Origin of the sequence: Aurantiacibacter marinus (assembly GCF_001021555.1) — a bacterium.
Lineage (GTDB): Bacteria > Pseudomonadota > Alphaproteobacteria > Sphingomonadales > Sphingomonadaceae > Alteraurantiacibacter > Alteraurantiacibacter marinus.
On record NZ_LDCP01000004.1, the window covers coordinates 265374 to 291170 of the forward strand.

The following is a 25797-nucleotide window of genomic DNA, read 5'->3' on the forward strand; positions in this document are numbered from 1 at the left end:
GCGTAAAGCTGCTTGGGCCCGGTTCATGCCTTGCGGTCTTTTCCTGAAATCGCCAGCACGATCCCCAGCAACAACGCTGCCAGAGTTCCCGAACCACCAGCCACGAACAGCCAGTTCATCCCGGCACCCAAGGCGGCGATGTTGGAAATGGCCGCCAGCGTGCCAACAGCAAGCGTCAGCCCGCCAATGATGCGGCCCATCAGCCCGACCGCCTCGCGCATGAAGCTCAGGCCGAATACAGCGGCGGCAATACCCAGTGCGATTTTGGCAATGAAGTAAAAACCAAAGGCACCGGAAACCACAGCCCAGAACATCCACGTGTAGTCTTCCCCTGCCAATGCAACAGGTTTGAACAGGGTCAGGCCGATACCGATTTGCACGATGTTGAGAATGCCCGCGATTGCGATCGCCGCCCAGCCAAGTCTGCGGCGATCATCAACCATTGCAAACAATGCTCCCACGGCGATGGTAATGAAGGTGATGGCCTCCACCGTCCAGACAATCGCAACTTCGTTCCAGCGGTCAGTGAAATATGCAGCGATATCTGCATTGGTCAGCCCGGCCGCCGGGTCCGAAGGCTGCGGTCCGCCGAGCAGCGCCAAATACAAGATTTGCGTGACCACAGTTACGATCAGCGCGGTGGCGACCAGGGTGCTGGCACGCTGCAGATTGGCGTTTGATACGGACATTAGGCTCTCCAGATTGGAAGCCAGCCCAGACAGGTGATTTTCGTTAAGGGCTACAGCCAGCCGACCAAACCCGCACGGCTTTCGACAGAACCCTCAATGGGTCCCGGAAACGCACCCTATGCAGCCATGCCAGCCGCCTGCCACTGTGCAATCGCGTCCACCGGGTACAGCAGCATGATGACATTGAGCGTCAGATTGTCACGCACGGCCAGCGCCGCCACGACCTCTCCGATCAGCGCCAGCGCCGCCGTCAGCTTCACTGGCAAGCGCAAGGCGAGCCAGAAGCCGAAGGCCATCCAGCCGATATCGGCGGCTGAATTGAGCACGCTGTCGCCGGAATAGCCCCAGTTTGCGGTGACCGAGCGGAAGCGGTCGATCACCAGCGGGGTGTTTTCGAGGATCTCCCAGGCGGACTCCAGCGCCACTGCCAGTGCCAGCCCCCAGCGCTGGCCATCCACTCCGCCCCAGCCCCACTTGGTGAAAAGCAGCCAGCCCAGCGCGTAGAAAATCATCCCGTGAATAATGTGGCTTGGCGTGTACCAGTCTGAGATATGCTGGCTGTTGCCGCTATCGTTGATCTGTCCGTGCCACAGTTTGACGTAGCCGCATTCGCAAATGGGGGGCCGGTCCATGGCGAGAAGGATCAGGACCGTTACGACGGCTATGGCTGCCGATATAATGATGGCGCGGCGGTTTGGGACAAGGCGTGTCATGCTGCCCGAATGCTAGACAATGCAAAGCGGCTGGCAAGCCCTGCGGTCAGCTTGTGGCAATATGGGGGTCTTGAGAAAGGCACCAATGCCGCTAGGCAAAGATGCAAATATCCACCTGACCTTTCATAAGGCCGCCTTCATGACAGAATTCCCAGCACCGGCTCTCCAGCCAGATTTGCCCAAGAAGCGTAATGCTTTTACCCGCTTCCTCGACGGGGTGGAATGGCTCGGCAATCTGCTGCCGCATCCGGTGACGCTGTTTGCACTGCTGGCGATTGGCATTGTCCTGCTGTCCGGACTGTTCGGCTGGATGGGCGTAGCTGTCACCGATCCGCGCCCCGCTGGTGGCAACGGCGTGGCGGAAGACGGAATGATCCGTGCGGTCAGCCTGATGGACGGCGACGGGGTGCGACGGATATTCACTGGCCTGGTGGACAATTTCACCGGCTTTGCCCCACTGGGCGTCGTTCTGGTCGCGATGCTGGGCGTCGGCGTGGCGGAAAAATCCGGCCTGCTGAGTGCGGCTGTACGCAGCATGGTCATGGGCGCGCCGCCCAAGCTGGTGACGGTAGCCATCGTGTTTGCCGGCATCATTTCCAATACCGCCAGCGAAGTGGGCTATGTGGTCCTCATCCCGCTTGGCGGAGCGATCTATTACGCGCTGGGCCGCCATCCGCTGGCAGGAATGGCAGCGGCCTTTGCCGGGGTATCGGGCGGATACAGCGCCAACCTGCTGATCGGTACGATTGATCCGCTGCTGGCAGGGATAACCACAGAAGCTGCACAATTGATCGACCCGGACTATACCGTTCTGGCGACAGCGAACTGGTTCTTCATGTTCGCATCCACATTTCTGATTACCATCATCGGTTCGCTGGTCAGCATCTATATCGTGGAGCCGAAGCTGGGCGCGTATGACGCGGCCAAGGCCGATCCCACAATCCTTGACGATGGGATGATGCAGCCGCTGACCGGTGATGAACGCAAGGGCCTGCGCTGGGCAGGCATCGCGCTTCTCGGCGTGCTTGGCCTGATGGCGCTAACCCTGGTCCCTGAATGGGGCGTGCTGCGCAATGCAGAAGATGGGGACCGGATGGACTCGCCATTTTTCGATGGCTTCGTCGTGTGGATATTCATCTTCTTCGTTACCATCGGATATATCTATGGCCGCGCCGTCGGCACGATGAAGTCGGACCGCGATGTGATCGACGCAATGGCCGCGGCGCTCAGCTCTCTTGGCCTGTATATCGTGCTGGTATTCTTCGCCGCGCAGTTCGTGGCCTTTTTCGGCTGGACCAATCTGGGCGCGATTACGGCTGTGACGGGGGCGAACTTCCTTGTCAGTACCGGGATGACCGGGCCGATGGTGTTCTTCCTGTTCATCCTGCTGTGCGCGGTCATCAATCTGTCGCTGGGATCGGCCAGTGCGCAATGGGCCGTCACCGCGCCCATTTTTGTGCCGATGCTTATGCTGATCGGATATTCACCTGAAACCATCCAGGCAGCTTATCGGATCGGCGATTCCACCACCAATATCATCACCCCGATGATGAGCTACTTCGGGCTGATCCTGGCATGGGCGACGCGTTACCAGAAAGATCTGGGCGTCGGCACGCTGATCGCGATGATGCTGCCCTACACGATCTGTTTCATCACCGCGTGGTCGATCTTCTTCTACCTCTGGACCTTCGTTTTCGGCCTTCCTGTGGGGCCGGGTTCGCCGACCTATTACACGCCGTAGGGCGCGGCAAATTGACCGTTCTCTACCGCCTTGATGCCGGTGCCGCCGCAATTGCGCGGGTGTTCGAAGTCAACCCTGGCGATGATCCGTGGAGCGGCGGTTACGTTTCTCCCGCCAGTTTTGCACCTGTCATCACTGCGGGACGGGAATTTATTGCCGGACCGGGATCATCTCGCCAGCCGAGGCGCATGGTCCCGCGGCTGTGGGGCGTACCGCCGCCGCCGGGTGCCAGCGATGCCGCGCGCCCGGTGCTGTCTGTGCGCAATGCGGATAGTCCGTTCTGGACCGGCAATCTGCGCAATCCGGAATTCCGCTGCCTGGTGCCCTGCACCGGCTTCATGGAATGGGGCGGTATCGGCATGGACGCAAAGCGCCGGCAGCACTGGCTGACTGCTACGGACCAGCCGCTGTTTGCGATGGCGGGCGTGTGGAAGGATAGCGAAGTGCCCGGCTTCGCGCTGCTGACATGCAAACCCAACGCCGTCGCCAAAGCCATGGGCCGCGATGCGATGCCGGTTATCCTGCCTCCCGATCCCCGCGCCCATGACATTTGGCTGCGCGCCGGATGGGATCATGCAAAGCGATTGCTGGCACCTTATTCATCTACCCTGATGCGGGAAGTTGGCGCTTGAAATTCGCTATTCAAGGGGTCCAGCCGTAAAGCTGGACTTTGCCGGTGATATGGCGCGGAGCATGGTCTCTGCGCGCGATCCTGCGCAGCAATCAATGCCCCCGCCACCGGGTAAAAGCAGGGCCGCTACTCGGTCGTAACCGGACGAAGAACCGTCAACCCCAATGCAAGGAACAGCGCCGCTGCGGTGCCCGCAGCCCCCGCCGGGAACATCAGGTCATTGTCTGCCATTGCGATGGCGATGGCATTCAGCAAAGCCGCCGCAAGTCCTGTGATGCCTGCAAGCGCGCCGATTGCCCTGGCCACTCCGCCCGTATGCCAAAGATCCCGCGCAATCGCCATTGCAGCGACGCCAAATGCCACTTTGCCGGCATGAAACAGCAGGAAGGCCATTGCCAGCACGGCGGAAAATACGGGGCCCAAGGCATCACCTGCTTCCATCAGCGGCGGGAACATGACGAGGCCCATGCCCGCCTGGATAACGTTCAACACACCGCCAACCGCCAGACCCGCACCGATAAGCGGGCGCACAGGCAGCAACACGAGGCCGGTGACCGATATGGCAAGAAAGGCCAGCACTTCGGTTGACCAGATAACCTGCCGGTTGGGGGTTACGCCCGTATTGGACAGCGTGATGTAGATGATCTGCGTGGCGACGGTGATGATCAGCGCGATTGCCGCTGCGCGTGCGGTACTGGTTAAATGAATATGCATGAGGTTGGTCCCTGCTTGATGCTTTGCCTGTGTTGCATGTGTCAGGCTTATTCGCGCAGCGCTTCCCCGCGGTTACAAGGCCTTCGGGCTACATTTGCCTTGCGGGTAGGGTTCGCTATGACCCGTTGCAATCGAAACTACACAAGAGGATTCTCCCCCCATGAAAATGCTCCGCCCTGCACTGCTTGCCTCTGCGCTGGTCCTGCCTTTTGCCCCTGCAATGGCGCAGGAAGTAATGACACCCGAAGATGTTGCGCGCATCGAAAACACCGGCACCGTCGCTGTTTCGAAAGATGGCACACAAATCGCCTATACCCGCGTCCATTATCCCGATGTGACCATGGGAGAGGATGATGGCGGCGGCATGCAGCAGCTGTTCGTGGCCGATGGCCCCATGCAGGCGCGCGCATTCCTGCCGGAAGATATGAGCGTTTCGGGCATCGATTATTCGCCCGACGGATCGATGATCACGTTCCTCTATTCCGCATCGGGCGATGACCGCGGCGTGTGGGGCATTCCCACCAATGGCGGATCACACCGGAAGCTGGCAGGCGTGGAAGATGCGCGGGTCAGCTCCTACGCCTTTTCCCCCAATGGCGACATGATCTACATGCTCGTATCCGCTGCGCCTGACGAGACGCGCGATGATGAACGCGCAGCAGGCTTCGATGCGGTAGTTTACGAAGAAGAAGCGCGGCTGAACCGCCTGTTCGTTGCGACTGCCGGAACCGATGACATCGATGCAGAGCCGCGCGAAGTGACCGTGCCGGGCTATGTCGACAGCTTCCAGATAGCACCCAATGGGCAGTGGGCGCTGATCACCAGCGCGCCGACACCTCTGGTCGATGACAGTTACACGTCAAAGCGTGCGCATATCCTTGATCTTGCCACCGGCAGCCTTCTTGCAATTGAAACGCCGGGCAAGCTGGGTGATCTGGAAATCTCGCCCGATGGCAGCCAGCTTTCGATGATAGCGGCGGTGGATGAAAACGATCCTGCCGACACCACCCTGCATCTGGTGGACACGGCAACCGGCGCATACCGCGCACTCAATGCGGGCGCGCCCGAAGCGGCGGTTGATGCAGAGTGGATGTCCGATGGACGCCTCGCCGTGGTCGTCCATGTTGGCGCGCAAAGCGTGCTGCGGTTCTATTCCGATGATGGCGACATGCTGCGCGAAATTGATCCCGATGGCCTGATCCTGACCAGCCTTGAACAAGGCGGCAATCGCCTGACGGTGGAGGCCAACGCGCCTTCGCACCCGAACGAGCTGTTCCTTTATTCCAGCAATGGTTTCGAACGGTGGACCGATCACAACCCGTGGCTGGCCAATATTGCAATGGGCACGCAGCGCACTTTCACCTTTACCGCGCGCGACGGGCAGGAAATCGAAGGCGTTCTGACAGAGCCTGTTGGCGGCATCCCCGCTGGCGGCGCTCCGCTGATCATGGATGTGCATGGCGGGCCGGAAGCGCATGACAGCAACGGCTGGACCACCAATTACAGCGGCCCGGGCCAGGTTGCAGCGGGCCAGGGCTATGCCGTGTTCCAGCCGAACTATCGCGGCTCCACCGGATACGGCACGTCCTTCTCGAAACAGCATCAGGGCAATTACACCGATCCTGAATTTGTGGATCTGGTGGACGCCAAATATGCGCTGGTCGAAGCGGGCATTGCCGATCCGGACCGCGTTGGTATCACCGGCGGTTCCTACGGCGGCTATGCCACCGGTTGGAGCAGCACCTATTATTCCGAAGAATTTGCCGCAGGCGTGATGTTCGTGGGCATTTCCAACCAGATCAGCAAGGTGGGTACAGGCGACATTCCGATGGAAATGTATCTCGTCCATGCGCTGGAATGGCCGTGGGAAAACTGGCAGCGCTGGCTGGAAATCAGCCCGATCTACTATGCCGACCGCGCCGATACGCCGCTGCTGATCATGCATGGTGACAGCGATCCGCGCGTCAGCCCGACGCAGAGCACGGAACTGTACCGCAACATCCGTATCCGCCGTCCGGATACGCCGCTGCGGCTGGTGTTCTATCCCGGTGAAGGCCACGGCAACGCCCGCGCCGCATCGCGTTACGATTACAATGTGCGCATGATGGAATGGTTCGACACCTATCTGATGACAGGCGACCGTGATGCAGCCTTGCCGGCCCCGCGTCCGGCGCTCAACTTGGGCAGCGAGGACTGATCACATCCCGGTAGCACGCTGATACGTGTTATTTTTACGCGAAACGTTTAATGGCTGCCTCTCGGAATATCCGGGAGGCAGCCATTTTTCGTACACTGATCCTGATCGCCATTGGCGCAGCTTTCGCCGCCTTTGCCCTTGGTTTCGTGTCGCTTGGAGAACAGCCGCCGATCTTCCTGCGGATCATGTTTGGCCTGCTTGGTACGCTCGCAATGTATGGCGGGCTTCACCACCTGCGGTTCCTGTTCAGGCGCCGGAACGCTTTGGCTGGCGGTCGCGACCGAAAAGGAACGCTGCAATTGCGCGGCAAGCTGGATGATGAAAGCGGCACCGCCCTTGCAATTTTTTCCACATCATACGGGGAATGGGTTCTCATGCTCGATCCTGGCAAGATCCGCGCGCGTGAAACCGAATTTCGCGAAGGCGTGCCAGCCCGCGCGACCGTGGATGAAGACGATCGGATCTATGCGCTCAGGATCGGCTCGGAAAGCTTCGTCCTGCAATCCGAAAGCATCGCTTTTGACGGGAAGATGCGCCTGGCGATCGAAAAATCCGAAAGCTGGATGGCCGAACGTGACAAGAAGCGATCCGGATAGGGGCGCAGCCTGAAGGTCAGAACGTATACGCAAGGCCCAACACGCCAAGAAACTGGCTGCGCGATCCGCGCACGCTGGTAAAGGGCGTATCCGCCGCATCGCCGAGCAAGTGGGAATAGCCAAGAATGGTGACGAAACTCAGCCCGCCATTGGTCACGTCCCCGTCCAGATCGACGCCAACCAGCAGGGTGGCACCTGCACTGGTGAAGCCGCCGCCATCGGGATCATAGGCCGCCAATGGCGATGCGCCCGCACCGGTGAAATACGCCGGGTTTACGGCGAAATTATAATCCTGAAAATCTTCGTCCGCCCATTCCGTGCTGAGCGTGAGGCTGGTTGCCACGCCGCGGTTGATGGGCGTGAAATAGCTGATGCTGGGGGACACGACCGTGCCGCCATGCGCACCGGCCACATCGAACATCACATCGGTCTTGATCGAAAGACTGTCGAACGGGTTGAGCAATTTCGGGAAGCTTACGCCCACGCTGGGGCCGACTTCGATGGCGCGGTCCAGTTCACCATATTGCGCTACCACATCATCCTTGATCCGGTCTGCGCGGTTGCTGCGCACGCGGGCGGAAAAGCCCACATCGAAGCCCACACCTTCATCGGGATTGGGGATGAAATCGACGGTCAGGCCAGCCGCGCGCGGGCTGAAACGAACCCCGCCGAACGAGCCCTGAATAACCGGCAGGGCGGAAAACACGTATTCGTCCGATCCGGTGTAGGACGGGCTGATCGCGCCGCCGACTCCGATAGTAAGGAAATCACCATCGAACACGGTTTCGCCAAATCCCTCCGGCGGACCGCCGCGGTCCCGGTCTTCATCGGCTGCCTGTTCGACTACATCGGCTGGAACGGATACGTCCTGCGCAAGAGAAGGCGAGGCCAGCGCAGCGCATGCGATAGCCGAGAAGGTGGCGATGGGGCGAAGTTGCATTTGTTCGGGAATCCTCGTTGTATCGGTACCCAACGGACGGTGGAGGCAACAGGTTCCATAATGCAACCTCTTTTGCGCCCCGGTGACGGCATAGCCCTTCGCCCGTCATTGCCTCGCCCTCGCAATCCGCTAAGGCACTGACATAATGAACGGACGCGACTGTGATATCGCCATTGTCGGCGGGGGCCTTTCGGGCGGCCTGATCGCATTGGCTCTGGCCCGCCATCGGCCTGACCTTTCAGTGCGCCTGATTGAAAGCGGCGGCGCGCCTGGCGGCAATCACCGCTGGAGCTGGTTCGCTACCGATCTGGATGCAGCCGGACAGGAACTTATGTCCCGCTTCCGCAAAACCGAATGGGATGACGGTTATGAAATCCGCTTCCCGAACCTCAGCCGCAATCTCGATGCAGGATATCGTTCACTGACAAGCGAGGATTTCGCCGCAACCCTGGCGCGCGAATTGGACGATGGCGCAATTCTCACGGGGCGCGATGCGTCTGTGGTGGAGGCCAAGTCAGTTACCTTCACCGATGGCACGACGCTTACCGCGCACAAGGTAATCGACTGCCGCGGCTATACTTCGACCGCTGATCTGAACGGCGGGTGGCAGGTTTTCATGGGGCGGCATGTCCGCACTGCGGAGCCGCACGGGTTCACCAGGCCGATCATCATGGACGCGACTGTCGATCAGGTCGCGCCGTCGGGCAATGGCGGGGCCTACCGCTTTGTCTATGTCCTGCCGCTGGGATCGCACGACGTCTTTGTGGAAGACACCTATTATGCCGACAGGCCGGAATTAGACCGCAGCGCGCTGTCAGGCCGGATAGATCAATATTGCCACCAGGCAGGCATTGCGGGAGAGCCGGTCAGCTTTGAAACCGGCGTGCTGCCCGTCATCACCGGCGGAGATTTCGCCGCATTTCAGGCCGCGCACCGCACGCCCGGCGTGGCGGTGGCTGGCGGGCGCGGCGGTTTTGTCCATCCACTGACCAGCTACACCCTGCCCATCGCGGTCGAGGTTGCGCTGGCCGTAGCCGAGGATGCCGATCTTCCCGGAGAGCAGCTGGCTGCCAAGCTGGAAGCCCACGCGCGCAAGGTTTGGAAGTCCATGGGGTTCTACCGCGCGCTGGGTCGCATGCTGTTCAACGGCGCGCCGCCTGCCATCCGCTACCGCATTTTTGAACGGTTCTATGGGCTGCCGGAACCGCTGGTTGAACGGTTTTATGCGGGCAAATCGACACTTATGGACCGGTTGCGCGTTCTGACCGGCAAACCGCCCATTCCCATACACCGCGGCATTTCCGCACTGCTTTCCACATCCCCCCGGCTCAACGCCGCCCATTCCAAGGACAATTCATGACCACTCCCGAAGGCCGCACAGCATGTGTCATCGGCGCCGGTTTCGGCGGCATGGCGCTTGCCATCCGCCTGCAAAGCGCAGGCATCGCCACCACAGTGATCGAAGGCCGCGACAAGGTGGGCGGCCGCGCCTATCACTGGCAGAAAGACGGCTTTACTTTCGACGCCGGACCCACAGTGATCACCGACCCGCCGTGCCTGAAGGAATTGTGGGAATTGTCCGGTCACGACATCGCCGAAGATGTCGAACTGATGCCGGTATTCCCATTTTACAGGCTCAACTGGCCCGATGGCACCAACTTCGATTATTCGAATGACGAAGAAGGCCTGCGCAAGGAAATTGCCAAGCTCGATCCTGCCGATGTCGCCGGATATGACCGCTTCCTGGAATATTCCGCTGCCGTGCATGACGAAGGTTACGTGAAGCTGGGCACAGTGCCGTTCCTCGATTTCAAGAGCATGTTGAAAGCCGCACCCGCCCTTGCCAAGCATCAGGCATGGCGCAGCGTGTATTCCATGGTCAGCAAGTATATCCGCAATGAAAAGCTGCGCGAAGCGCTCAGTTTCCACACGCTGCTGGTGGGCGGCAGCCCGATGAAAACCTCCAGCATCTATGCCCTCATCCACAAGCTGGAAAAGGACGGCGGCGTCTGGTGGGCGCGCGGCGGCACCAATCGACTGATCGCCGGGATGGTCCGCCATTTTGAACGGCTGGGCGGCACGATGCGCGTGGGCGACGCGGTGGAGAAGGTGGAAACCATGGGCGACCGCGCGACAGGCGTTGTCACCAAAAGCGGCTGGTCTGCCAAGTTCGATGCCGTCGCCAGCAACGCCGACATCGTGCATTCCTACAAGGATTTGCTGGGTGAAAGCCACCGCGGAAAAACCTACGGCAAGGCGCTGACGAAGAAGAAGTTCTCCCCCAGCCTGTTTGTCGTTCACTTTGGTCTGGAAGGCACATGGCCGGGCATTCCGCACCACATGATCCTGTTCGGCCCGCGTTACAAAGGGCTGGTCGACGATATCTATGACAAGGGCGTGCTGCCCGCCGATTTCTCGGTCTATCTGCACCACCCCACCGTTACCGATCCCAGCATGGCGCCCGAAGGCCAGAGCACGTTCTACGCGCTGGTGCCGGTCGCGCATCAGGGCAAAATGCCGATCAATTGGGACGAAGTCGGCCCGCAGTTGGAAAAGCGCGTGCTGGACGAAGTCGGGCGTCGCCTGATCCCCGATATTCATGACCGGATCGTGACCAAGTTCCACTATGCGCCATCGGATTTCGCAACGGATTTGAACGCGCATCTGGGCAGCGCCTTCAGCCTTGAACCGCTGCTCACGCAAAGCGCTTTCTTCCGCGGCCACAACCGGGATGACAAGATCCACAACTTCTACCTCGTCGGCGCAGGCACCCATCCGGGCGCAGGCATCCCCGGCGTGGTCGGCAGCGCAAAGGCGACTGCGGGCTTGATGATCGAGGACTTGAGCGTTTAAGCGGGCCTTTCGCGGTTCCACGAGAACAGCAACAGGGAAAAAGAATGAAACGTCTCGCCGTCTATTGCGGGTCCGCAACACCAGCGGACCCGCGTTATATCGAGCTTGCGCGCCACGTCGGCACTGCACTGGCCCAGCGCGGGATTGGCGTGGTGTATGGCGGCGGCAAGGCTGGCCTGATGGGGGCGATTGCCACCGCCGCGCTGGACGCAGGCGGCGAAGTGATCGGCGTTATCCCGCAGGCGCTGGTCGATATGGAAGTCGCAAACAAGGACTGCACGCAGCTCCACGTGGTTGACACCATGCACCAGCGCAAACAGGCTTTTACCGATTTGTCTGACGGGTTTGTCACCATGCCCGGCGGCGTCGGCACGATGGACGAATTGTGGGAAGCGATCAGCTGGGCACAGCTGGGCTATCATTCCAAACCTGTCGGCCTGCTCAACGCTTTGGGATATTTTGACGGGCTTGTTGCGTTCAACACCCACATGGCCGAAACCGGTTTTGTCAGGGAAGCACATCGCGGCATCATGATTATCAGCGAGACGATTGAGGATTTGGTGGACAAGATGGCCAGTTTCACACCTGCAAAAACAATCGTGCAAATGCGCGCCGAAGATCTGTGAAGCGCGTAAAGCCCCGTCCTCTGGTCGCGAGCCATGTGGTCAAATCCACGCCGCGACAAATTGGCGGTGGCCGCCCGCGAGAGGCGTTGGTGCGCCGGGCGAAAGAAAGCATCGCCAAGGGCTCCAAAAGCTTTTCCGTCGCCAGCCTGCTGTTCGACAAGACCACGCGCGAACGCGCGCATCTGCTGTATGCATGGTGCCGCCGGTGCGACGATATTGCCGACGGGCAGGAGGCCGGTTTTCGCAACAAGAGCGGCGAACTGAAGCTCGATACTTCCAGCCCGATGGACCGGGTGGAAGCCATCCGCATTCTCACCAACCGCGCGCTTGACGGCCAGCCGACTGCCGACATTGCCTTCGACGCGCTGGGGCAGGTTGCCGCCGAGACCGGTCTGACCCGCGAAATGACCGACGATGTGATCGACGGGTTCGTATTGGACGCGCAGGAATGGCGCCCCCGCACCGAAGCTGACCTTATGCGCTATTGCTACCATGTGGCGGGCGCGGTTGGCGTGATGATGGCGCGGGTGATGGGCATTCCGGCTGATGCAACCGAAACACTCGACCGCGCCTGCGACCTTGGCCTCGCCTTTCAGCTCAACAATATTGCCCGCGACATTGCTGACGATGACGCCGCCGGGCGCTGCTACTTGCCAGAAGAATGGCTTGCGGAAATGGATATCCCTCCGGGCCAGCACATGAAGCCGCAGTATCGCAAGCAATTGGTGAAATTGACCAAGCGGCTGGTGGACAGCGCGCGGCTACATGATGCGGCGGCACGCGTCGGCGCAGGGCGGCTGCGTTTTCGCCAGCGCTGGGCGATATTGTCAGCCGCCAACATCTACGGCGCGATTGGCGAGGAAGTTGAACGTCAGGCAGAATTTGCGTGGGACCACCGCGTCCACACCAGCACGTTGGACAAGATCGGCCATGTGATCGCCGCGCTGAAAGAAACAATCAGTGGATCGTTCGAACCGCAAGTCATGCCGGAATTCACGCGTGGCAGGCTGATGGTGATGGCGCGGATGGATGGCCCCATTCCCGATCGCCCGATGACCCCGCTGCGCGACGAAGGCATTCGCCGCAAGGAAGACTGAGCTGCATTGCCAAAGCTGGGCCAGACGGTTGCATTTGCAACCGGTGCAGGCCATCGCTCCGCACAAGGAGACGAGTGCCATGAAAGCTGCCATGAAATTCGCATTTGCCACTGCTGCGGTGTGCCTGCTGCCCCTACCTGCGCAGGCGCAGGACGATAGAGTTGGGCCAGCGCAGGCCCAGGACGATACGTCCGGACCTGGCCTGCCCTTGTCTGAAGCCAGTGCTTCGACCGACCGTGCCGATCCGGCGAGCGCGCAAAGCGATCCCCTGGCAGCGGTCGAGGCGTTCATGGCGGGCCTTGGCGCGAAGGATGCAGAGGCCATGACCGCGGTCGCTCTGGACGCTGCCTATCTCGCTTTCGTACGGCCTGATGATGATGGCGATGCCATGCGTACCATGCCGCTTTCCCGCGCCATTACATCGCTGGCAGAAACCGTGCCCGATATTTCCGAACCGATCCGCGATCCCGTGGTGATGGTGGACGGCCCGGTGGCAATGGTCTGGGCGCCGTATGAATTCTACGTTGCCGGCACGCGCAATCATTGCGGCGTGAACGTGTTCTCTCTGCTCAATCGAGACGGTGAATGGCTGATCGCGAGCGTCGTCTATTCCTACCTCCCCGATGATTGCCCCGACGAGGCGGAGGATACCGCCGGGGAAGTCCAGTTGCGGCCTGTGGATCCTGGCGTAATCACACAAGGCATCACCGGCGACACTAACGATGCCGCAGCGGAAGATGGCGGACAATGATCGCCAAGCTGCTCATCGCTAACCGCGGAGAGATCGCCTGCCGCATTATTCGCACCGCGCGTGAAATGGGTGTGGCCAGCGTGGCGGTCTATTCCGATGCCGATGCGAAGGCATTGCATGTGCGTCAGGCAGACGAGGCGGTGCATATCGGCCCCTCGCCCGCTGCGGAAAGCTATCTGGTCGGCGAAAAGATCATCGCTGCGGCGAAGGAAACCGGCGCAGAAGCGATCCACCCCGGTTATGGCTTCCTGTCCGAAAATGCTGACTTCGCGCAAGCGGTTATCGATGCGGGGCTGATCTGGGTCGGGCCGAAGCCGGAAAGCATCCGCGCGATGGGCCTGAAGGATGCTGCGAAGGAACGCATGATAGCCGCCGGAGTACCGGTGACGCCAGGCTATCTGGGCGAGGGCCAATCTGTGGAACGCCTGAAAAAAGAGGCCGATGCCATCGGCTATCCCGTGCTGATCAAGGCCGTGGCAGGCGGCGGCGGCAAGGGAATGCGCAAGGTTCTGGCTGCCGAAGACTTCGAAGCTGATTTGCAAAGCTGCAAGCGGGAGGCAAAGGCCAGCTTCTCCAACGATGAAGTGCTTCTGGAAAAGTGGATTACCTCACCCCGCCATATCGAAGTACAGGTGTTCGGGGATAGCCACGGCAATATCGTCCACCTGTTCGAACGCGACTGCAGCCTCCAGCGCCGCCACCAGAAGGTGATCGAGGAAGCTCCGGCCCCCGGCATGGACGAGGCGACCCGGACACAAATCTGCGCCGCCGCCGTGCGCGCTGCAAAAGCCGTCGATTACGAAGGTGCAGGCACCATCGAGTTCATCGCCGACGCCTCTGAAGGCCTGCGCGCCGACCGCATTTTCTTCATGGAAATGAACACGCGCCTCCAAGTCGAGCATCCGGTGACCGAGGAAATCACCGGCGTCGATCTGGTGGAATGGCAATTGCTCGTGGCAAGCGGGGAACCGATCCCGTGCAAGCAGGAAGAGCTCTCGATCAACGGCCACGCAATTGAAGCGCGGCTGTATGCAGAAGATCCGGCGAAAGGGTTCTTGCCGAGCACAGGGCGATTGGACGAGTTGATCCTGGACGAAGGGGAATCGCGGATCGAGACCGGGGTCGAAGCCGGAGATGCCGTTTCGCCGTTTTACGACCCGATGATAGCCAAGGTCATCGTGCATCATGAAAACCGCGAAGAGGCGCTGCATTCGCTTAAAGTCACTTTGGACGAAAGCCTCGTTCACCCTGTCCGGACCAACAAGGGCTTTCTGTACGAATGTCTGGACCACCCCGATTTTGCAGCGGGAAATCTTGATACCGGCCTGATCGAACGTGCAGGCGAGGCTCTGATGCCATCAGCGCGGCCAAGCCAGCATGCCGCAGATGTTGCGGGCGCACGGCTGCGCAGCGACTATTTCGACTGGCGCGCCCCGCGAGAAGTCCAGCTTGTGAGCGAACTGCACGGGTTTCGCCTCAACGCGCTGCAGCGCAAGACTGCCGATGTCTGGTGCGCAGGCGAGCATTACATCGCGCGCACGGATCAACATGGCTTGCTGGCTAGCTATGGCAGCCCGGATCATACCGTTCTGGTCACCGAGCGCGGTCAGGACTGGCTCTTTACTCCCCGGCCGGATCGTGGCGGTGCCTCGGCCCACGCGCACGACGGCGACATCCTTTCCCCTATGCCGGGCAAGGTCATCGCGGTCGATGTGGCGGAGGGCGACGCCGTCACCGCGGGCCAGCGGCTGATGGTGCTGGAGGCGATGAAGATGGAACACGCGCTCACCGCGCCGTTCGATGGCACGGTTTCTGAACTCAATGCGAGTGAAGGAGGACAAGTGCAGGTAGAGGCGCTGCTGGCGCGGATCGAGCCCGCCGAAGAGTGAGCGCCCTTCCGCTTCCATCGCGCCGTGTCCTTGGCGCATCAGGCATTGAAACCAGCCCGCTTGCCTGGGGCATGTGGCGCAGCGATGGCTCGTCCCAAGATCTCGCCCGCCTGCTCAGTACCGCGCTGGATGCGGGCATCGATTTGATCGACACTGCGGACATTTATGGCTTCCACGGTACAAGCGGCTTCGGCAAGGTCGAGGCGATGCTGGGCGAAGTCCTGCGCGCCGACCCGGCCCTGCGCAAACGCATTACGCTGGTGACTAAAGGCGGCATCACCCCGCCTACGCCTTATGACCAGTCGCGCGCCTATATGGACCGCGCGCTGGAGGCGTCGCTCACAAGGCTCGGCACCGATCACATCGACCTCTATCTGATCCACCGGCCCGACATCCTCACCCATCCGCAAGATCTGGCGCGATTTCTTGATGACGCGGCGGCGAGCGGCAAGGTACGCGCCATAGGCGTGTCCAATTTCACGACTGCTCAAATCGACGCGCTCAGTCACTTCCTGAACATCCCGCTCTGCGTCACCCAGCCTGAAATCAGTCCGCTGCGGATCGATCCGTTCGACAACGGCGAACTGGATCAGGCCATGCAACTGGGCCTCACCCCCATGGCGTGGAGCCCGCTCGGCGGCGGCAGGCTGATGCGGCCCGAAACCGAGCGTGATAGCTGTGTAGCGTGCGCCTTGGACGGTATGGCGGAGGAAGCTGGCGTTTCCCGCGCTGTCGCCGCCTATGGCTGGCTTATGGCGCATCCAGCCGGGATTGTTCCAATCATCGGATCGCAAAATGCAAAACGGATCGCAGAGGCGGCGCAGGCCCTGACAATGCGCTGGACGCGTGATCAGTGGTACGGGGTATTCGAAACAGCACGCGGGGCCGCGCTGCCTTAGACATTATGCCGTCAGGGAAGCCGCTTCCCGATATTCAGGCGGCGGAACAAATGTCCGCGTTCGCTGAACAATACTATGGCAAGCGCTGCCAGGGAACAGGCCAACATCGAAACCGCCAGCGGTACCGCCGTGCCATCATATGATCCGCCGATCACCGCACCCAGCACCGCGCCCGTGCTCATCCGCACCGCGGTCTGCGCACTGCTGGCGGCACCGGCGATATGATAAAACGGCTGCATCGCAATCGAGCTGAAGTTTGCGCCCACGAAACCGAGCGTCGCCATCGAAAGGCTCATCAATACGATAAATTCGGCCAGGCTTTGCGGTTGCAAGCTGGCGCTCACCAGTTGCGCGATTGAAATGATGATGAAGGCCAGCAGTGCCGCATGGCTCACCCGGCGCGCACCGAACCGTTCGACAATGCGCGAATTGGTGAAATTGGCCACCACCATTCCCACCACCGCACCGCCGAAGATCAAGGCGAAATAATCACCGCTTCCGAAGGTTTCGGAAATAAGCTGCTGGCTGGAATTGAGAAAGCCGAACAGCGATCCGAACACCAGCGCTGCGCCGACCACATATCCGATGCTTTCGCGCGCCCACAGCGCTTCCCGCATATTGCGCAGGATTGTCCCGGCACGGATGTCCTGCCGGTTATCATCCTGCAGCGTTTCCGGAAGCCGCACCCACGCCCATACGCTGACAAACAGACTGACAAAGGCCATTGCGCCGAAAATCGCACGCCAACCAAGCAGGTACATGATGCCTTGCCCGATGGCGGGGGCAAGGATCGGCACGACCAGAAAGATCATCATGATCAGGCTCATCAGCCGGGCCATCTTGTCCCCGCCAACCTGATCGCGCACGATGGCCGCCGGCACGACGCTCAGACCGGCGCAAAGCACGCCCTGCACCAGGCGAAAAGCCAACAGCAGCGTATAATTGGTAGCCAGCGAACATGCGAGCGACAGCACGAAATAGGATACCAGCGCCAGTGCCAGCACCGGTCTGCGCCCGAACCGGTCGGCAAAGGCGCCGGGGAAGAACGCCCCGATGCCGCCGCCCAGAAAATAGGCACCGATCACATATTGCCGCGAATTGCCGTCTGCACCCATATCGCTGGCCATCTGGCCGAGCGCAGGCAGCATGGCATCAATGCCGAAAGCCTGCAGGCTCATCAGTGATGCCATCAATACAATCATCTCGCGCTCTTGCAGCGGCTTGTTGCGGATTGCGGCGATGGACAGGGAGAAGCTCACCCCGGCGTCCTTGGAGCCTGCCGGGAAAAAAGGGAAGCGGGATATGAGCGCCTGCCATCTCGCGCCTGGCGCAGCTTGCCACTATATTGCCGCCATGGACGAGCTGAACTCGGATGAAGATGGCGATGCGCCAGAAGACGCTATCGGCCTGCGCAAGATCATCCATGTCGATATGGATGCCTTCTTCGCCAGCGTGGAACAGCGCGACAATCCCGAATTGCGCGGAAAGCCCGTTGCGGTGGGCGGCTCAAGCGGGCGCGGCGTCGTGGCCGCCGCCAGTTACGAGGCGCGCAAATTCGGCGTAAAAAGCGCCATGCCCAGCGTAACGGCAAAGCGCCTGTGCCCCGATCTCATCTTCGTCAAAAGCCGCTTCGACGCCTACCGCGAGGCCAGCGAACAAATCCGCACCATTTTCCTGCATCATACACCGCACGTCGAACCACTAAGCCTTGACGAGGCCTTTCTGGATGTCACCGACGATATTCATGGCATCGGTTCTGCCACGGCCATCGCGCAGGTTATCCGTCGGCAGATCAGGGAAGAAACCGATCTGACCGCCAGCGCGGGCGTTTCGTACAACAAGTTCCTCGCCAAGCTGGCAAGCGACCAGAACAAGCCCGATGGCCTGTGTGTTATCCGGCCCGGAGAAGGCGCAGCTTTTGTGCAGTCGCTTCCTATCCGCAGGTTTCATGGCGTTGGCCCGAAAGGCGCAGAAAAGATGGCCAGGCTGGGCATCGAAACCGGCGCCGATCTCGCCGCCAGGGACGCCGCATGGCTGCGCGCCCATTTCGGCAGCTTTGGCGAATATCTGTTCCGGGCTGCGCGGGCCATCGATTTGCGACCCGTCCGCGCTAACCGTATTCGCAAGAGCATTGGCGGGGAGCGGACCTTTAGCGAGGATATCTCCAGCGGCAGCGCCTTGCGCGCGACGCTCGACAATATCATCGACATTGTGTGGGAACGCATCGCTGCCAAACAGGCCAAGGGCCGTACGGTCACGCTGAAGGTCAAATTCACCGATTTCCAGCTGATGTCACGCGCCCGATCGTTAGACCGGGCGGTGGCGGACAAGGCGCAGTTTGCGGCCATCGCGCAAGAAATTCTGGAGGCCGAGCTACCCCTCGCCATGCCGATCCGGCTTATGGGGCTAACGTTGAGCAATCTGGAACATGACGGACCGGCCGAAATCCCGCGCAGAGATGATGGTCAGCTTTCGCTATTGTAGAAACCCAGCACCTTCAGCCGCCGGAAGGTTACGCGGGTACAGGAAACGGTGGCGAGTTCGTCAGCCGCAAACCAGCGTGCCTCGAGCAGTTCGCGCCCGTCCACCCGGACGTCACCAATTGGCTGCGCGGTGAAAACATGCGCAACATGCGGCGCGCCCGACAGGTCTTCCTCGAAAGCGCGCAGCACTTGCAGATCGTCCAGTTCGCAGGCCAGTTCTTCGCGCATTTCGCGCCGCGCAGCCTCAGCCGGGTCTTCGTTTGCGCCCATCCCGCCGCCCGGCAGCGCCCACGCCCTCGGGCCGTAACTGTGGCGCACCAGCAGCAATCGGCCTTCCGTATCGCGCAGCAGCACAGCAACGCCCGCGACATCGGGACGCGCCCATTTCCAGAATTGCTGGCGCAGCTTGTATCCCAGCCTCAGGGCCAGCCGGTGCAGCGGTGCCGGGATCAGATGGAGCATGGGGTCAGGTGAAACATGTCACCTTCTGACTCGCCGCACCAAGCAAGCGTGCAACCGGCAGATCATGCCCGCCGTGAGTGGCGGCATCGAACACAGCGCGCTTGTCCTCGCCGCGGATCACGAACATCAGCGCGTCACTGTTCAACAAAGACGGTATCGTCAGTGTGATCCGGTCGAACGGCGCTTCTGGCGGAAGCGGATCGGGAGTGAGGCGGCGCAGCTGCGCGGGATCATCCACCCTGGGATCGGTATTGGGGAAAAGCGAAGCAATGTGCCCGTCGGCCCCCATGCCCAGCCAGACCAGCGCAAAATGTGGGACCTGTTCCATTACCGTAAGCGACACAACAGTTGCCCCCGCAGGCTCCAGCAGGGCGCGAATTTTTCCGGTGTTGCTTGCTGCGTGATCTTCCGGAACGATCCTGTCGTCACCCGGCCACACGGTAATGCGGGACCAGTCGAGATCGGTCCTGATCAGCGCTTCAAAAATGGGAAACGGAGTGGAACCGCCCGGCACGCTGATGGCGATCGGCTGATCGCTGGCCGCCAGACACGCGCCGAGATAGTGGTTCAGAAAACGCGCGATTTCGGCGTCGTCCGCGCCTTCGATAATGTCGATATTGTCCATGCCTTTCGGGCTAGACGCAAAACCGCCGCAACGCCAAGCCCGAAAGCAGCGTTGCGGCGGTGGCATGTGCCTACAGGCTGGAAGAATTAGCTGAGAATGGAGGTCAGGAACCACACCCGTTCTTCGGCCATGTCCGTCCAGTCATCCAGCAGGCCGTCTGTGGCATTGTCGCCCGCTTCTTCGGCATGTTTCTTCAGGCCCTTCAGCCGGTCGACCACCTTTTGATTATCGTCGCGCAGTTCCTCGACCATCTTTTCAGGTGCGAGCGATGTGTCGTCCTGATCCTTGATCTGCGTCGCGCCAGCGACAGAGCCGATGGAGGTGAGTGTCATCGCGCCGTTTTTGCGCACCCGCTCTCCGATAGCGTCAATCTGGTCGCGGATTTCGATGGCCTGTTCGTCGAACAGCAAATGCAGGTCGCGAAAGCGCGGACCGGTTACGTGCCAATGAAAGTTCTTGGTCTTGAAATACAGCGCAAGGTGATCTGCAAGCAGGCCGTTCAGCCCGTCAATCAGCGCGGTCTTCGAATTGTCGCCAGTGGTGGCCATGATCATTTCCTTCGTAAAATGGTTTGGCTGTTCAACGCCCGAGCAGCCGTGCTGTTTCACGAAACTTCCGAATGCCTGTGATCGGCAAAAGCGATCAGGTCAGCACTTCAGGAGGGGAAAAGGCGATTATCAAGGCGCTGGCGAGCAAGATGATGCCAATGGTCCAGCGCATCGGCAGGCGCGGCAGTTTTTCCCAAGCCGGTCCTGCCATCGCTGCTGCTCCCAGCACTCCCGCAACAGCCAGTGCGCCGCCCCCAGCAACAAGGCCAGGGGCACCTGTCGCAATGCTCAGGGAAATGATCAGCAGGCCGCTGGCATCGGCGAGCACGCCGGCAAACAGCACGATACCCACCGCGCCAAGCGATCGGGTGGGCTCGCTTGGTGCTTTGGGCGCATCGAGGAAAATCACTTCCAGTCCTGCCAGCACAAGTGCAGCGGCAACGAACCAGCTTTGCTGGTGGGAAGAGAGCAATTGCGCAAATTCCCCGGCCAGCAATGCGGCCAGCGCGCAGGCGGCAATTGCAATGACCGCGACCATTGCGATCAGGCTTCCTTCCGAAGCCCCCGCACCCGCAATCCGCGACACGCGCACACCCTCCCTTCCGGCCAACATGGCAAGCCCGACACCCAGAAAGGACAGGAAGAATGCAGTCATCGCGCCGCCATAGCAGCAATTTATTGCCTTCAAGTAGCGAAGCGAGCGGGCGGCAAGTTTTCTGGATGTTGGTAAAGACCGAGTTGGTAAAGACCGATGGGTAAACAGGCGATTGGCAGCCTGGCGCCCCCGCTCCATTCGTCCGGCCGCAAGCAACAGGAGTTGAAAGGTGCCCATGAGTAGAATGCGACGGGTTTCTATGTTTCTGCTTTAACAGCCGATGCCTTCTCCATCGGGCCTTCGATTATCGGCATACATTCCGTGAACAGCCCGAAATCTGACTTCGGAACGGCGATTGCCTCTCGCGTTCCTATGCCAGCATCTGCTGCGCGAGTTTGGCAGCCTTGGTCTTTCCTGAAAGCTGCCCGAACGCTGTTCTGGCCTCAAGGCCCAATGATTGGGGCGCGATCGCCTGCGCTTCAACCAATGCTTCCAGAACATGGAACGCATTGCGCTGGCCAAGGTCAAATTTCGGCAACCAGTGCAGCAATGCAGCGCCGATGGCATTCGCATGTACGGGCGAAACCTGCACCACCTGCTTCAGGCTTTCACCGAGCCGGTTGTACTTCACCCATTCGCCTGCAGACACCCGCGCCATGACGTCCGCGAACAGAGCCGGATTGAATTGCCGTGTCTCGATCCCTTCGATCAGTGCATCAACAGCAAGACCTTTGGCATCGGCATCCTTGCCGACCAGCCCCAGCGCAAGAAGCAGATGCCCAGCTTCGCCCCAAGGCCGCCCGCGAACGAACAGCGCCTTGAAGAAGCCGTGCGCCGGTGTCCAATTGCTGGCATTGTCATCGACCCGTTGCATCAGTTTCCTGACCCCGCGATAACACGCAAAGGCAGGATCTTGCGGCCAGATATAGCCAAGCCATTGGGCAACCCAAGTCGTGTTCAGATCGCCGTACCAGTGATATTTCGCTTTTGACTGGTGCTGATGGACAGCTGCTGTTGGCATAGCCTCCCATCCGATCCTTTTCCTGACGCCCAGCAGGCGGGAAATACTGGAGAACGCGGCCCGCCCATTTGCAGCCGCGTTCGATTTTCCATCTGCCCGTTCAACCTCGACTTCGAATATCGGCGTCTTCCACCGCATGTCGCCGTGCTGCCCTGCCTCGATTGCGGAGTGCCAGCGATAGGCTGACGGAACAGCGCCGCCGGGCCAAGGATCATCGATATCGAGTGGTTCGAACAATTCGCTCCAATCCGCCATGGGATCGCGCGCACGAGCGGCGGTGATCCATGAAACATAGTGTTTCCGGTCATTGCGCACCGGCGCTTCATCGCCGCCAAGCGCAAATCTGGCCAAGCGGCCTGCGTTTCCAGCCAACGCCTCGGCGTTTGCACGGGCACGGCATCTGTTGTCGGGCGCAAGCCGCAAAAGCGAAAGGCGAAAGTCGATTGAATCCTCGACAGTGCCGTTACTTGCCAAGTGCTGCAGCCGCTCGGTCCAGACCACCGGATCGATCCAGCCACCCTCATGCGTGGGGGTTGAAAGCAGCTGCCGTGGCTCACGCCGATGCACGTGTCTCGCTACCCAGTGGAGAAAGGTGATCATCGGCACGAACGCATCTTCGCGGCTGTACTGGACAAGCTCCTGCTTATGAGAGCCCCGCAGTTCACCCATAGCCCAGGTCAACACCAGAGCCCGCACAGACTCGGCAACGCCCGGGTATGCGGAAGCCAGCCCATTGTGACTTGAGCCGCGCTTGCTCATCCGGTGAATCAGCGGGTTAACGCGATCCTGAAAGTCGGCCGGCCGCTGATCGGCGAAGCGACTGATACCGTCCAGCAGACGTTCTATCTCATCCACATCATCGACAATTTCGGCGCAATGAAATGCAAGATCGATCAGCTCCTGCAGGTCTTTGACAGGCTCCAGCCGATTGGCTTCACCGAGAACCGAGCATTCAGCAAAACTCCGGATGTCCGGAGTGTAGGATGCCGCCTCGTCAACCGCAGCGGGGGCCGCGGCAATACTTGCAGGCTCGATCGCATCACCAGCCTGGCCAAGAAGGTCATTCATCGCAGCACGATTGCTGACAGACATGAACGCTCCGAAGCTTTCGATGTCCTGCCACTGCGCCCGATCCAGCGCATCTGCATATGTCGTCAGCAATGCAATCGCCTTGGCCTGAACATCGGCATGGGCGTGGCGCAAGCCTTCGATCACGGCCCCCAGAGCATTCGCATCTGGCCTCCCCTCAGCCTGTCTGGCCGTACGCCTGGCCACTTTTTCCAGCAACCGCAGAGCCGCGATACCATTGCCCTTACCCTCACCGGAAAAGACGCTCGGCATTTCCCGAAGCACCTGATCATCGTCGAGCAGTTTCGCCTTTTCCAGCCCTGCAAGCATATCGATGGCGAATTTGGCGACATGGCCGACAGGGTGACACAGCAAGGCGACCAGTGCCGGCTGCCTCGCCGCAAGCTGATCATCGCCCGGCTTCAGCAGCCTGAAGAACTTGTGATAGCCCGACAGCTGGTTCTGCTTGATGTCGGCCTGCAGTCCGGCCAACGCCAGATCGAGCAGTTTGCCGCGATCATAATGGCCGCCATCTGCCAGTTTCACGAGCGCTTGCGGCCATGTTTCGTAATGGTCAGCCGCACCCTTGACCAGCCAGCTGTTGGTATTGAAAGCGTTGGTCTCGATACGAAAAAGCCATTCGATGTCATCAAGAAGCGCCGGATCATCCAGCAATTGTTTGCTGAGCGGCGGCACAGCTTCTTTATCGCGCCCGTAAAACCCTGTCCGCATCAGATGCGAGGCGAACAGCCGGTAATATCCGTCGCTTTCGGGCCTGGAGATCAGTCCATCACGTATCCATATGCGCAGTGTCGGAAATTCGATCCGCGTCCATTCCTGTTCAAGCTCATGATGGACCCAGTCTTCCAGCCATTCAGGACGGCGATCAGCGATGATCTTGCGCAAAACCTGACTGTCTTCATAGCTCGGGCGGGTTTGCCATTTCTTGACTGCGGAGAGCGGGCCCACAGCAAAAACTGCGAGCGCAGCGTTGCTGTTCGCACGTGAATTCCAGTGCGTATAGCTTGCCTCTTTTCGCGCCTTGAGAAATTTCGTCAGCCGGTCGGAAGATGTGGCATTTGCTTTGCCGTCCCAAAGTTGGCGCTGCAACGCGCTGGCAGTGGAAGACAGCTTCTTGCGAGCCTTCTCATCCATCCCCTTGAAAGCCAGCCGCACTGCTTCGGTGTCATTGTTTTCAAGGATAAGCTGCTCAAGATCATCGGGTGTCATGCCTTGGGTTCGCCTTCTTCATCGCTCGCCATGATCGAGGCGGCAAGGATGTGTTTGCAGGGCCCGCGCTGCCCCTGATACTTACTGAACCACGGACAGGTGCAGGCTGCGCCTTGCTCTTCCAGCCGAACCCGGTGCGTCGTGCCGGTTCCGGCGACTTCGTAGATTGCCGGAGCATCGTCACTTGCGGGAGAAAGCAGAGCGATCTTGCCTGTTTCGATCAATTTGCGGGCATTCCCCAGCCGGGGCTGCATTTCTTCGACCTTGTCGAGATCGAATGGAAGCTCCCGATGGAAATAATTCCCGCTCTCGCTGTCAAATCCAGCCAGACCGCGGCTGCCGAGCACGGCGAGCGCGCCGACGACGTCGGTGCGTTGCAGCCCCAGTTGATCGGCCAATGCACCCGCGTTCAGTTCCGATTGCCATTTGAGGCTGGCCCGAACCTTTGCAATTGCATCGGCGCCGGGCGGATTTGCAAGCGCAGATAACGCCTGCCCTTCCCCTGAAAACCCGCGATACAATTCCGGGCTGATTAACAGGAAGAACGATCCTTCCTCAAAACGGACTTCCCATCCGCTTGCCCCGCTTGCGCGGTCGACCCACACTCGCAACGACCTGGCCCTGAGCAGCAATGGCTCAAGCACCTTGATACGGTGTGTCCCGTGGATCGGCACGGCGCCGGTCACTTCGCGCTGGCTCGGGCGGATGGACCGGGCCGCAGATATGGCGAAGGTCGGCAGCTTGGGCACGCTGGATCTGGGCAGAGAACGCAAGAAACGCAGCGCATCGGGGGCCGGCACTTCCATCGCCACTTCAAGCTGCGGCAGATAGGCTTGCACTTCGCTGAAGCCTTTGATCCAGCGCAAGGGGAGCTGCACCTTCTTTTCAACCGTTCGCTGGTTGCCTCGGCTGAGCACGACCTCGTCTGCCCCTACAGCGAACTCGACCTGTTCATCGTCGCGCAGCCGCAGCAGCGCATTGCGCATATCGATGTTAAAATCGACATTCGTCGTCCCGCGCCCATGGCAATTGCCCTGAAAGATACCCTCCGGCAGATCGACCCGCGCATAGACCCCGCAGCAGCCGCTGAACCCTTCAAGGCGCAGCAGCTTCTCGTTGCTGGTGAGAACCGGATCAAGAATTACGGGGCGCGGCAGGAAGAAATGCGTACGCACGACATCGCTCAGCACATACAGCATCTCGCCCGTCTGCCGGGGTTTGCGCAATTTCCCGTCGAAGAAATACGGTTTGGCAAGGTCCGCATCGCAAGTTGCCAGTGAAAGCTGCGGTCCGCCTGTTTCATTGGCAACTACGCCTGACGGGAAGGCATACCGGTAAGTGAAATCAAGTGCGGCAGCCATGGGCTCTCCAACGTCATTTGCGTCCAGACATGGATCACTGAGATCAACGCGAGATTAACATGCGGAAT

Annotated in this window: 23 protein-coding genes; 12 read left to right on the forward strand and 11 right to left on the reverse strand. The window is 60.3% G+C overall.

The window, feature by feature from the left end:
• Positions 1-23: 23 nt before the first annotated feature.
• Both AB731_RS13315 and AB731_RS13320 read right to left on the reverse strand, forming a co-directional pair.
• Complete coding sequence (locus AB731_RS13315; protein WP_052769078.1) at positions 24-689, reverse strand: hypothetical protein; 666 nt, start codon at positions 687-689, stop codon at positions 24-26.
• Positions 690-805: 116 nt separating this feature from the next.
• A complete protein-coding gene (locus tag AB731_RS13320) occupies positions 806-1402 on the reverse strand; it encodes a DUF2585 family protein (protein WP_047094496.1) in 597 nt (198 codons plus the stop codon).
• A gap of 139 nt (positions 1403-1541) precedes the next feature.
• On the opposite strand from AB731_RS13320, the gene AB731_RS13325 reads away from it, so the two are divergent.
• Positions 1542-3143 (forward strand): AbgT family transporter, encoded by a 1602-nt coding sequence (locus AB731_RS13325; RefSeq protein ID WP_047094584.1) that lies wholly within the window; start codon positions 1542-1544, stop codon positions 3141-3143.
• 11 nt (positions 3144-3154) lie between these two features.
• Positions 3155-3775 carry an SOS response-associated peptidase family protein gene (locus tag AB731_RS13330; protein ID WP_047094497.1) on the forward strand — a complete coding sequence of 207 codons (621 nt, stop codon included), beginning with the start codon at positions 3155-3157 and terminating at the stop codon, positions 3773-3775.
• Positions 3776-3900: 125 nt separating this feature from the next.
• Here AB731_RS13330 and AB731_RS13335 read toward each other — a convergent pair whose 3' ends face one another.
• Positions 3901-4488 (reverse strand): hypothetical protein, encoded by a 588-nt coding sequence (locus tag AB731_RS13335; protein WP_047094498.1) that lies wholly within the window; start codon positions 4486-4488, stop codon positions 3901-3903.
• Between the two features lie 160 nt (positions 4489-4648).
• On the opposite strand from AB731_RS13335, the gene AB731_RS13340 reads away from it, so the two are divergent.
• Positions 4649-6685 (forward strand): S9 family peptidase, encoded by a 2037-nt coding sequence (locus AB731_RS13340; RefSeq protein ID WP_047094499.1) that lies wholly within the window; start codon positions 4649-4651, stop codon positions 6683-6685.
• A 50-nt stretch (positions 6686-6735) separates the two neighbouring features.
• Complete coding sequence (locus AB731_RS13345; protein WP_047094500.1) at positions 6736-7281, forward strand: hypothetical protein; 546 nt, start codon at positions 6736-6738, stop codon at positions 7279-7281.
• Positions 7282-7297: 16 nt separating this feature from the next.
• On the opposite strand, the gene AB731_RS13350 is transcribed toward AB731_RS13345, so the two are convergent.
• The gene (locus tag AB731_RS13350; protein WP_047094501.1) at positions 7298-8221 is read right to left on the reverse strand and encodes a MipA/OmpV family protein; all 924 of its coding nucleotides are present in this window, start codon (positions 8219-8221) and stop codon (positions 7298-7300) included.
• 145 nt (positions 8222-8366) lie between these two features.
• Here AB731_RS13350 and crtY point away from each other — a divergent pair, with 145 nt between their 5' ends.
• From crtY to AB731_RS13385, 7 genes are all read left to right on the forward strand, one after another.
• The gene (crtY, locus tag AB731_RS13355; RefSeq protein ID WP_047094502.1) at positions 8367-9581 is read left to right on the forward strand and encodes a lycopene beta-cyclase CrtY; all 1215 of its coding nucleotides are present in this window, start codon (positions 8367-8369) and stop codon (positions 9579-9581) included.
• Entirely contained in the window at positions 9578-11074 is a 1497-nt protein-coding gene (locus AB731_RS13360; protein WP_047094503.1) for a phytoene desaturase, read from the forward strand. Before crtY ends, AB731_RS13360 begins: the two co-directional genes overlap by 4 nt.
• Positions 11075-11118: 44 nt before the next feature.
• A complete protein-coding gene (locus AB731_RS13365; protein WP_047094504.1) occupies positions 11119-11700 on the forward strand; it encodes an LOG family protein in 582 nt (193 codons plus the stop codon).
• Entirely contained in the window at positions 11697-12797 is a 1101-nt protein-coding gene (locus tag AB731_RS13370; RefSeq protein WP_047094505.1) for a phytoene/squalene synthase family protein, read from the forward strand. The genes AB731_RS13365 and AB731_RS13370 overlap by 4 nt, the downstream gene beginning before the upstream one ends.
• Positions 12798-12876: 79 nt before the next feature.
• Positions 12877-13548 (forward strand): Cif family virulence factor, encoded by a 672-nt coding sequence (locus tag AB731_RS13375; RefSeq protein WP_156167471.1) that lies wholly within the window; start codon positions 12877-12879, stop codon positions 13546-13548.
• Positions 13545-15437 (forward strand): acetyl/propionyl/methylcrotonyl-CoA carboxylase subunit alpha, encoded by a 1893-nt coding sequence (locus tag AB731_RS13380; RefSeq protein WP_047094507.1) that lies wholly within the window; start codon positions 13545-13547, stop codon positions 15435-15437. The genes AB731_RS13375 and AB731_RS13380 overlap by 4 nt, the downstream gene beginning before the upstream one ends.
• Positions 15434-16336, forward strand: coding sequence for an aldo/keto reductase (locus AB731_RS13385; RefSeq protein WP_047310234.1), 903 nt, complete (start codon positions 15434-15436; stop codon positions 16334-16336). Before AB731_RS13380 ends, AB731_RS13385 begins: the two co-directional genes overlap by 4 nt.
• Before the next feature lie 11 nt (positions 16337-16347).
• On the opposite strand, the gene AB731_RS13390 is transcribed toward AB731_RS13385, so the two are convergent.
• Complete coding sequence (locus AB731_RS13390) at positions 16348-17595, reverse strand: multidrug effflux MFS transporter (RefSeq protein ID WP_047094509.1); 1248 nt, start codon at positions 17593-17595, stop codon at positions 16348-16350.
• Between the two features lie 94 nt (positions 17596-17689).
• Between AB731_RS13390 and dinB the strand changes: the two genes are divergently transcribed.
• On the forward strand, positions 17690-18820 hold the full coding sequence (dinB, locus tag AB731_RS13395; RefSeq protein WP_047094585.1) for a DNA polymerase IV: 1131 nt from the start codon (positions 17690-17692) through the stop codon (positions 18818-18820).
• Here dinB and AB731_RS13400 read toward each other — a convergent pair.
• The 6 genes from AB731_RS13400 to AB731_RS13425 all read right to left on the reverse strand — a co-directional run bounded on the left by AB731_RS13400 (position 18802) and on the right by AB731_RS13425 (position 25729).
• On the reverse strand, positions 18802-19281 hold the full coding sequence (locus AB731_RS13400; RefSeq protein ID WP_047094510.1) for an NUDIX hydrolase: 480 nt from the start codon (positions 19279-19281) through the stop codon (positions 18802-18804). The two genes, dinB and AB731_RS13400, sit on opposite strands and share 19 nt — an antisense overlap.
• 4 nt (positions 19282-19285) lie before the next feature.
• Positions 19286-19906, reverse strand: coding sequence for a 6-phosphogluconolactonase (locus AB731_RS13405; RefSeq protein WP_047094511.1), 621 nt, complete (start codon positions 19904-19906; stop codon positions 19286-19288).
• Between the two features lie 86 nt (positions 19907-19992).
• Positions 19993-20454 carry a Dps family protein gene (locus AB731_RS13410; protein WP_047094586.1) on the reverse strand — a complete coding sequence of 154 codons (462 nt, stop codon included), beginning with the start codon at positions 20452-20454 and terminating at the stop codon, positions 19993-19995.
• Positions 20455-20548: 94 nt separating this feature from the next.
• Complete coding sequence (locus AB731_RS13415; protein ID WP_047094512.1) at positions 20549-21109, reverse strand: hypothetical protein; 561 nt, start codon at positions 21107-21109, stop codon at positions 20549-20551.
• Positions 21110-21419: 310 nt separating this feature from the next.
• The gene (locus AB731_RS13420; RefSeq protein ID WP_047094513.1) at positions 21420-24368 is read right to left on the reverse strand and encodes a DUF6493 family protein; all 2949 of its coding nucleotides are present in this window, start codon (positions 24366-24368) and stop codon (positions 21420-21422) included.
• A complete protein-coding gene (locus tag AB731_RS13425; protein ID WP_047094514.1) occupies positions 24365-25729 on the reverse strand; it encodes an SWIM zinc finger family protein in 1365 nt (454 codons plus the stop codon). The genes AB731_RS13420 and AB731_RS13425 overlap by 4 nt, the downstream gene beginning before the upstream one ends.
• Positions 25730-25797: the final 68 nt, after the last annotated feature.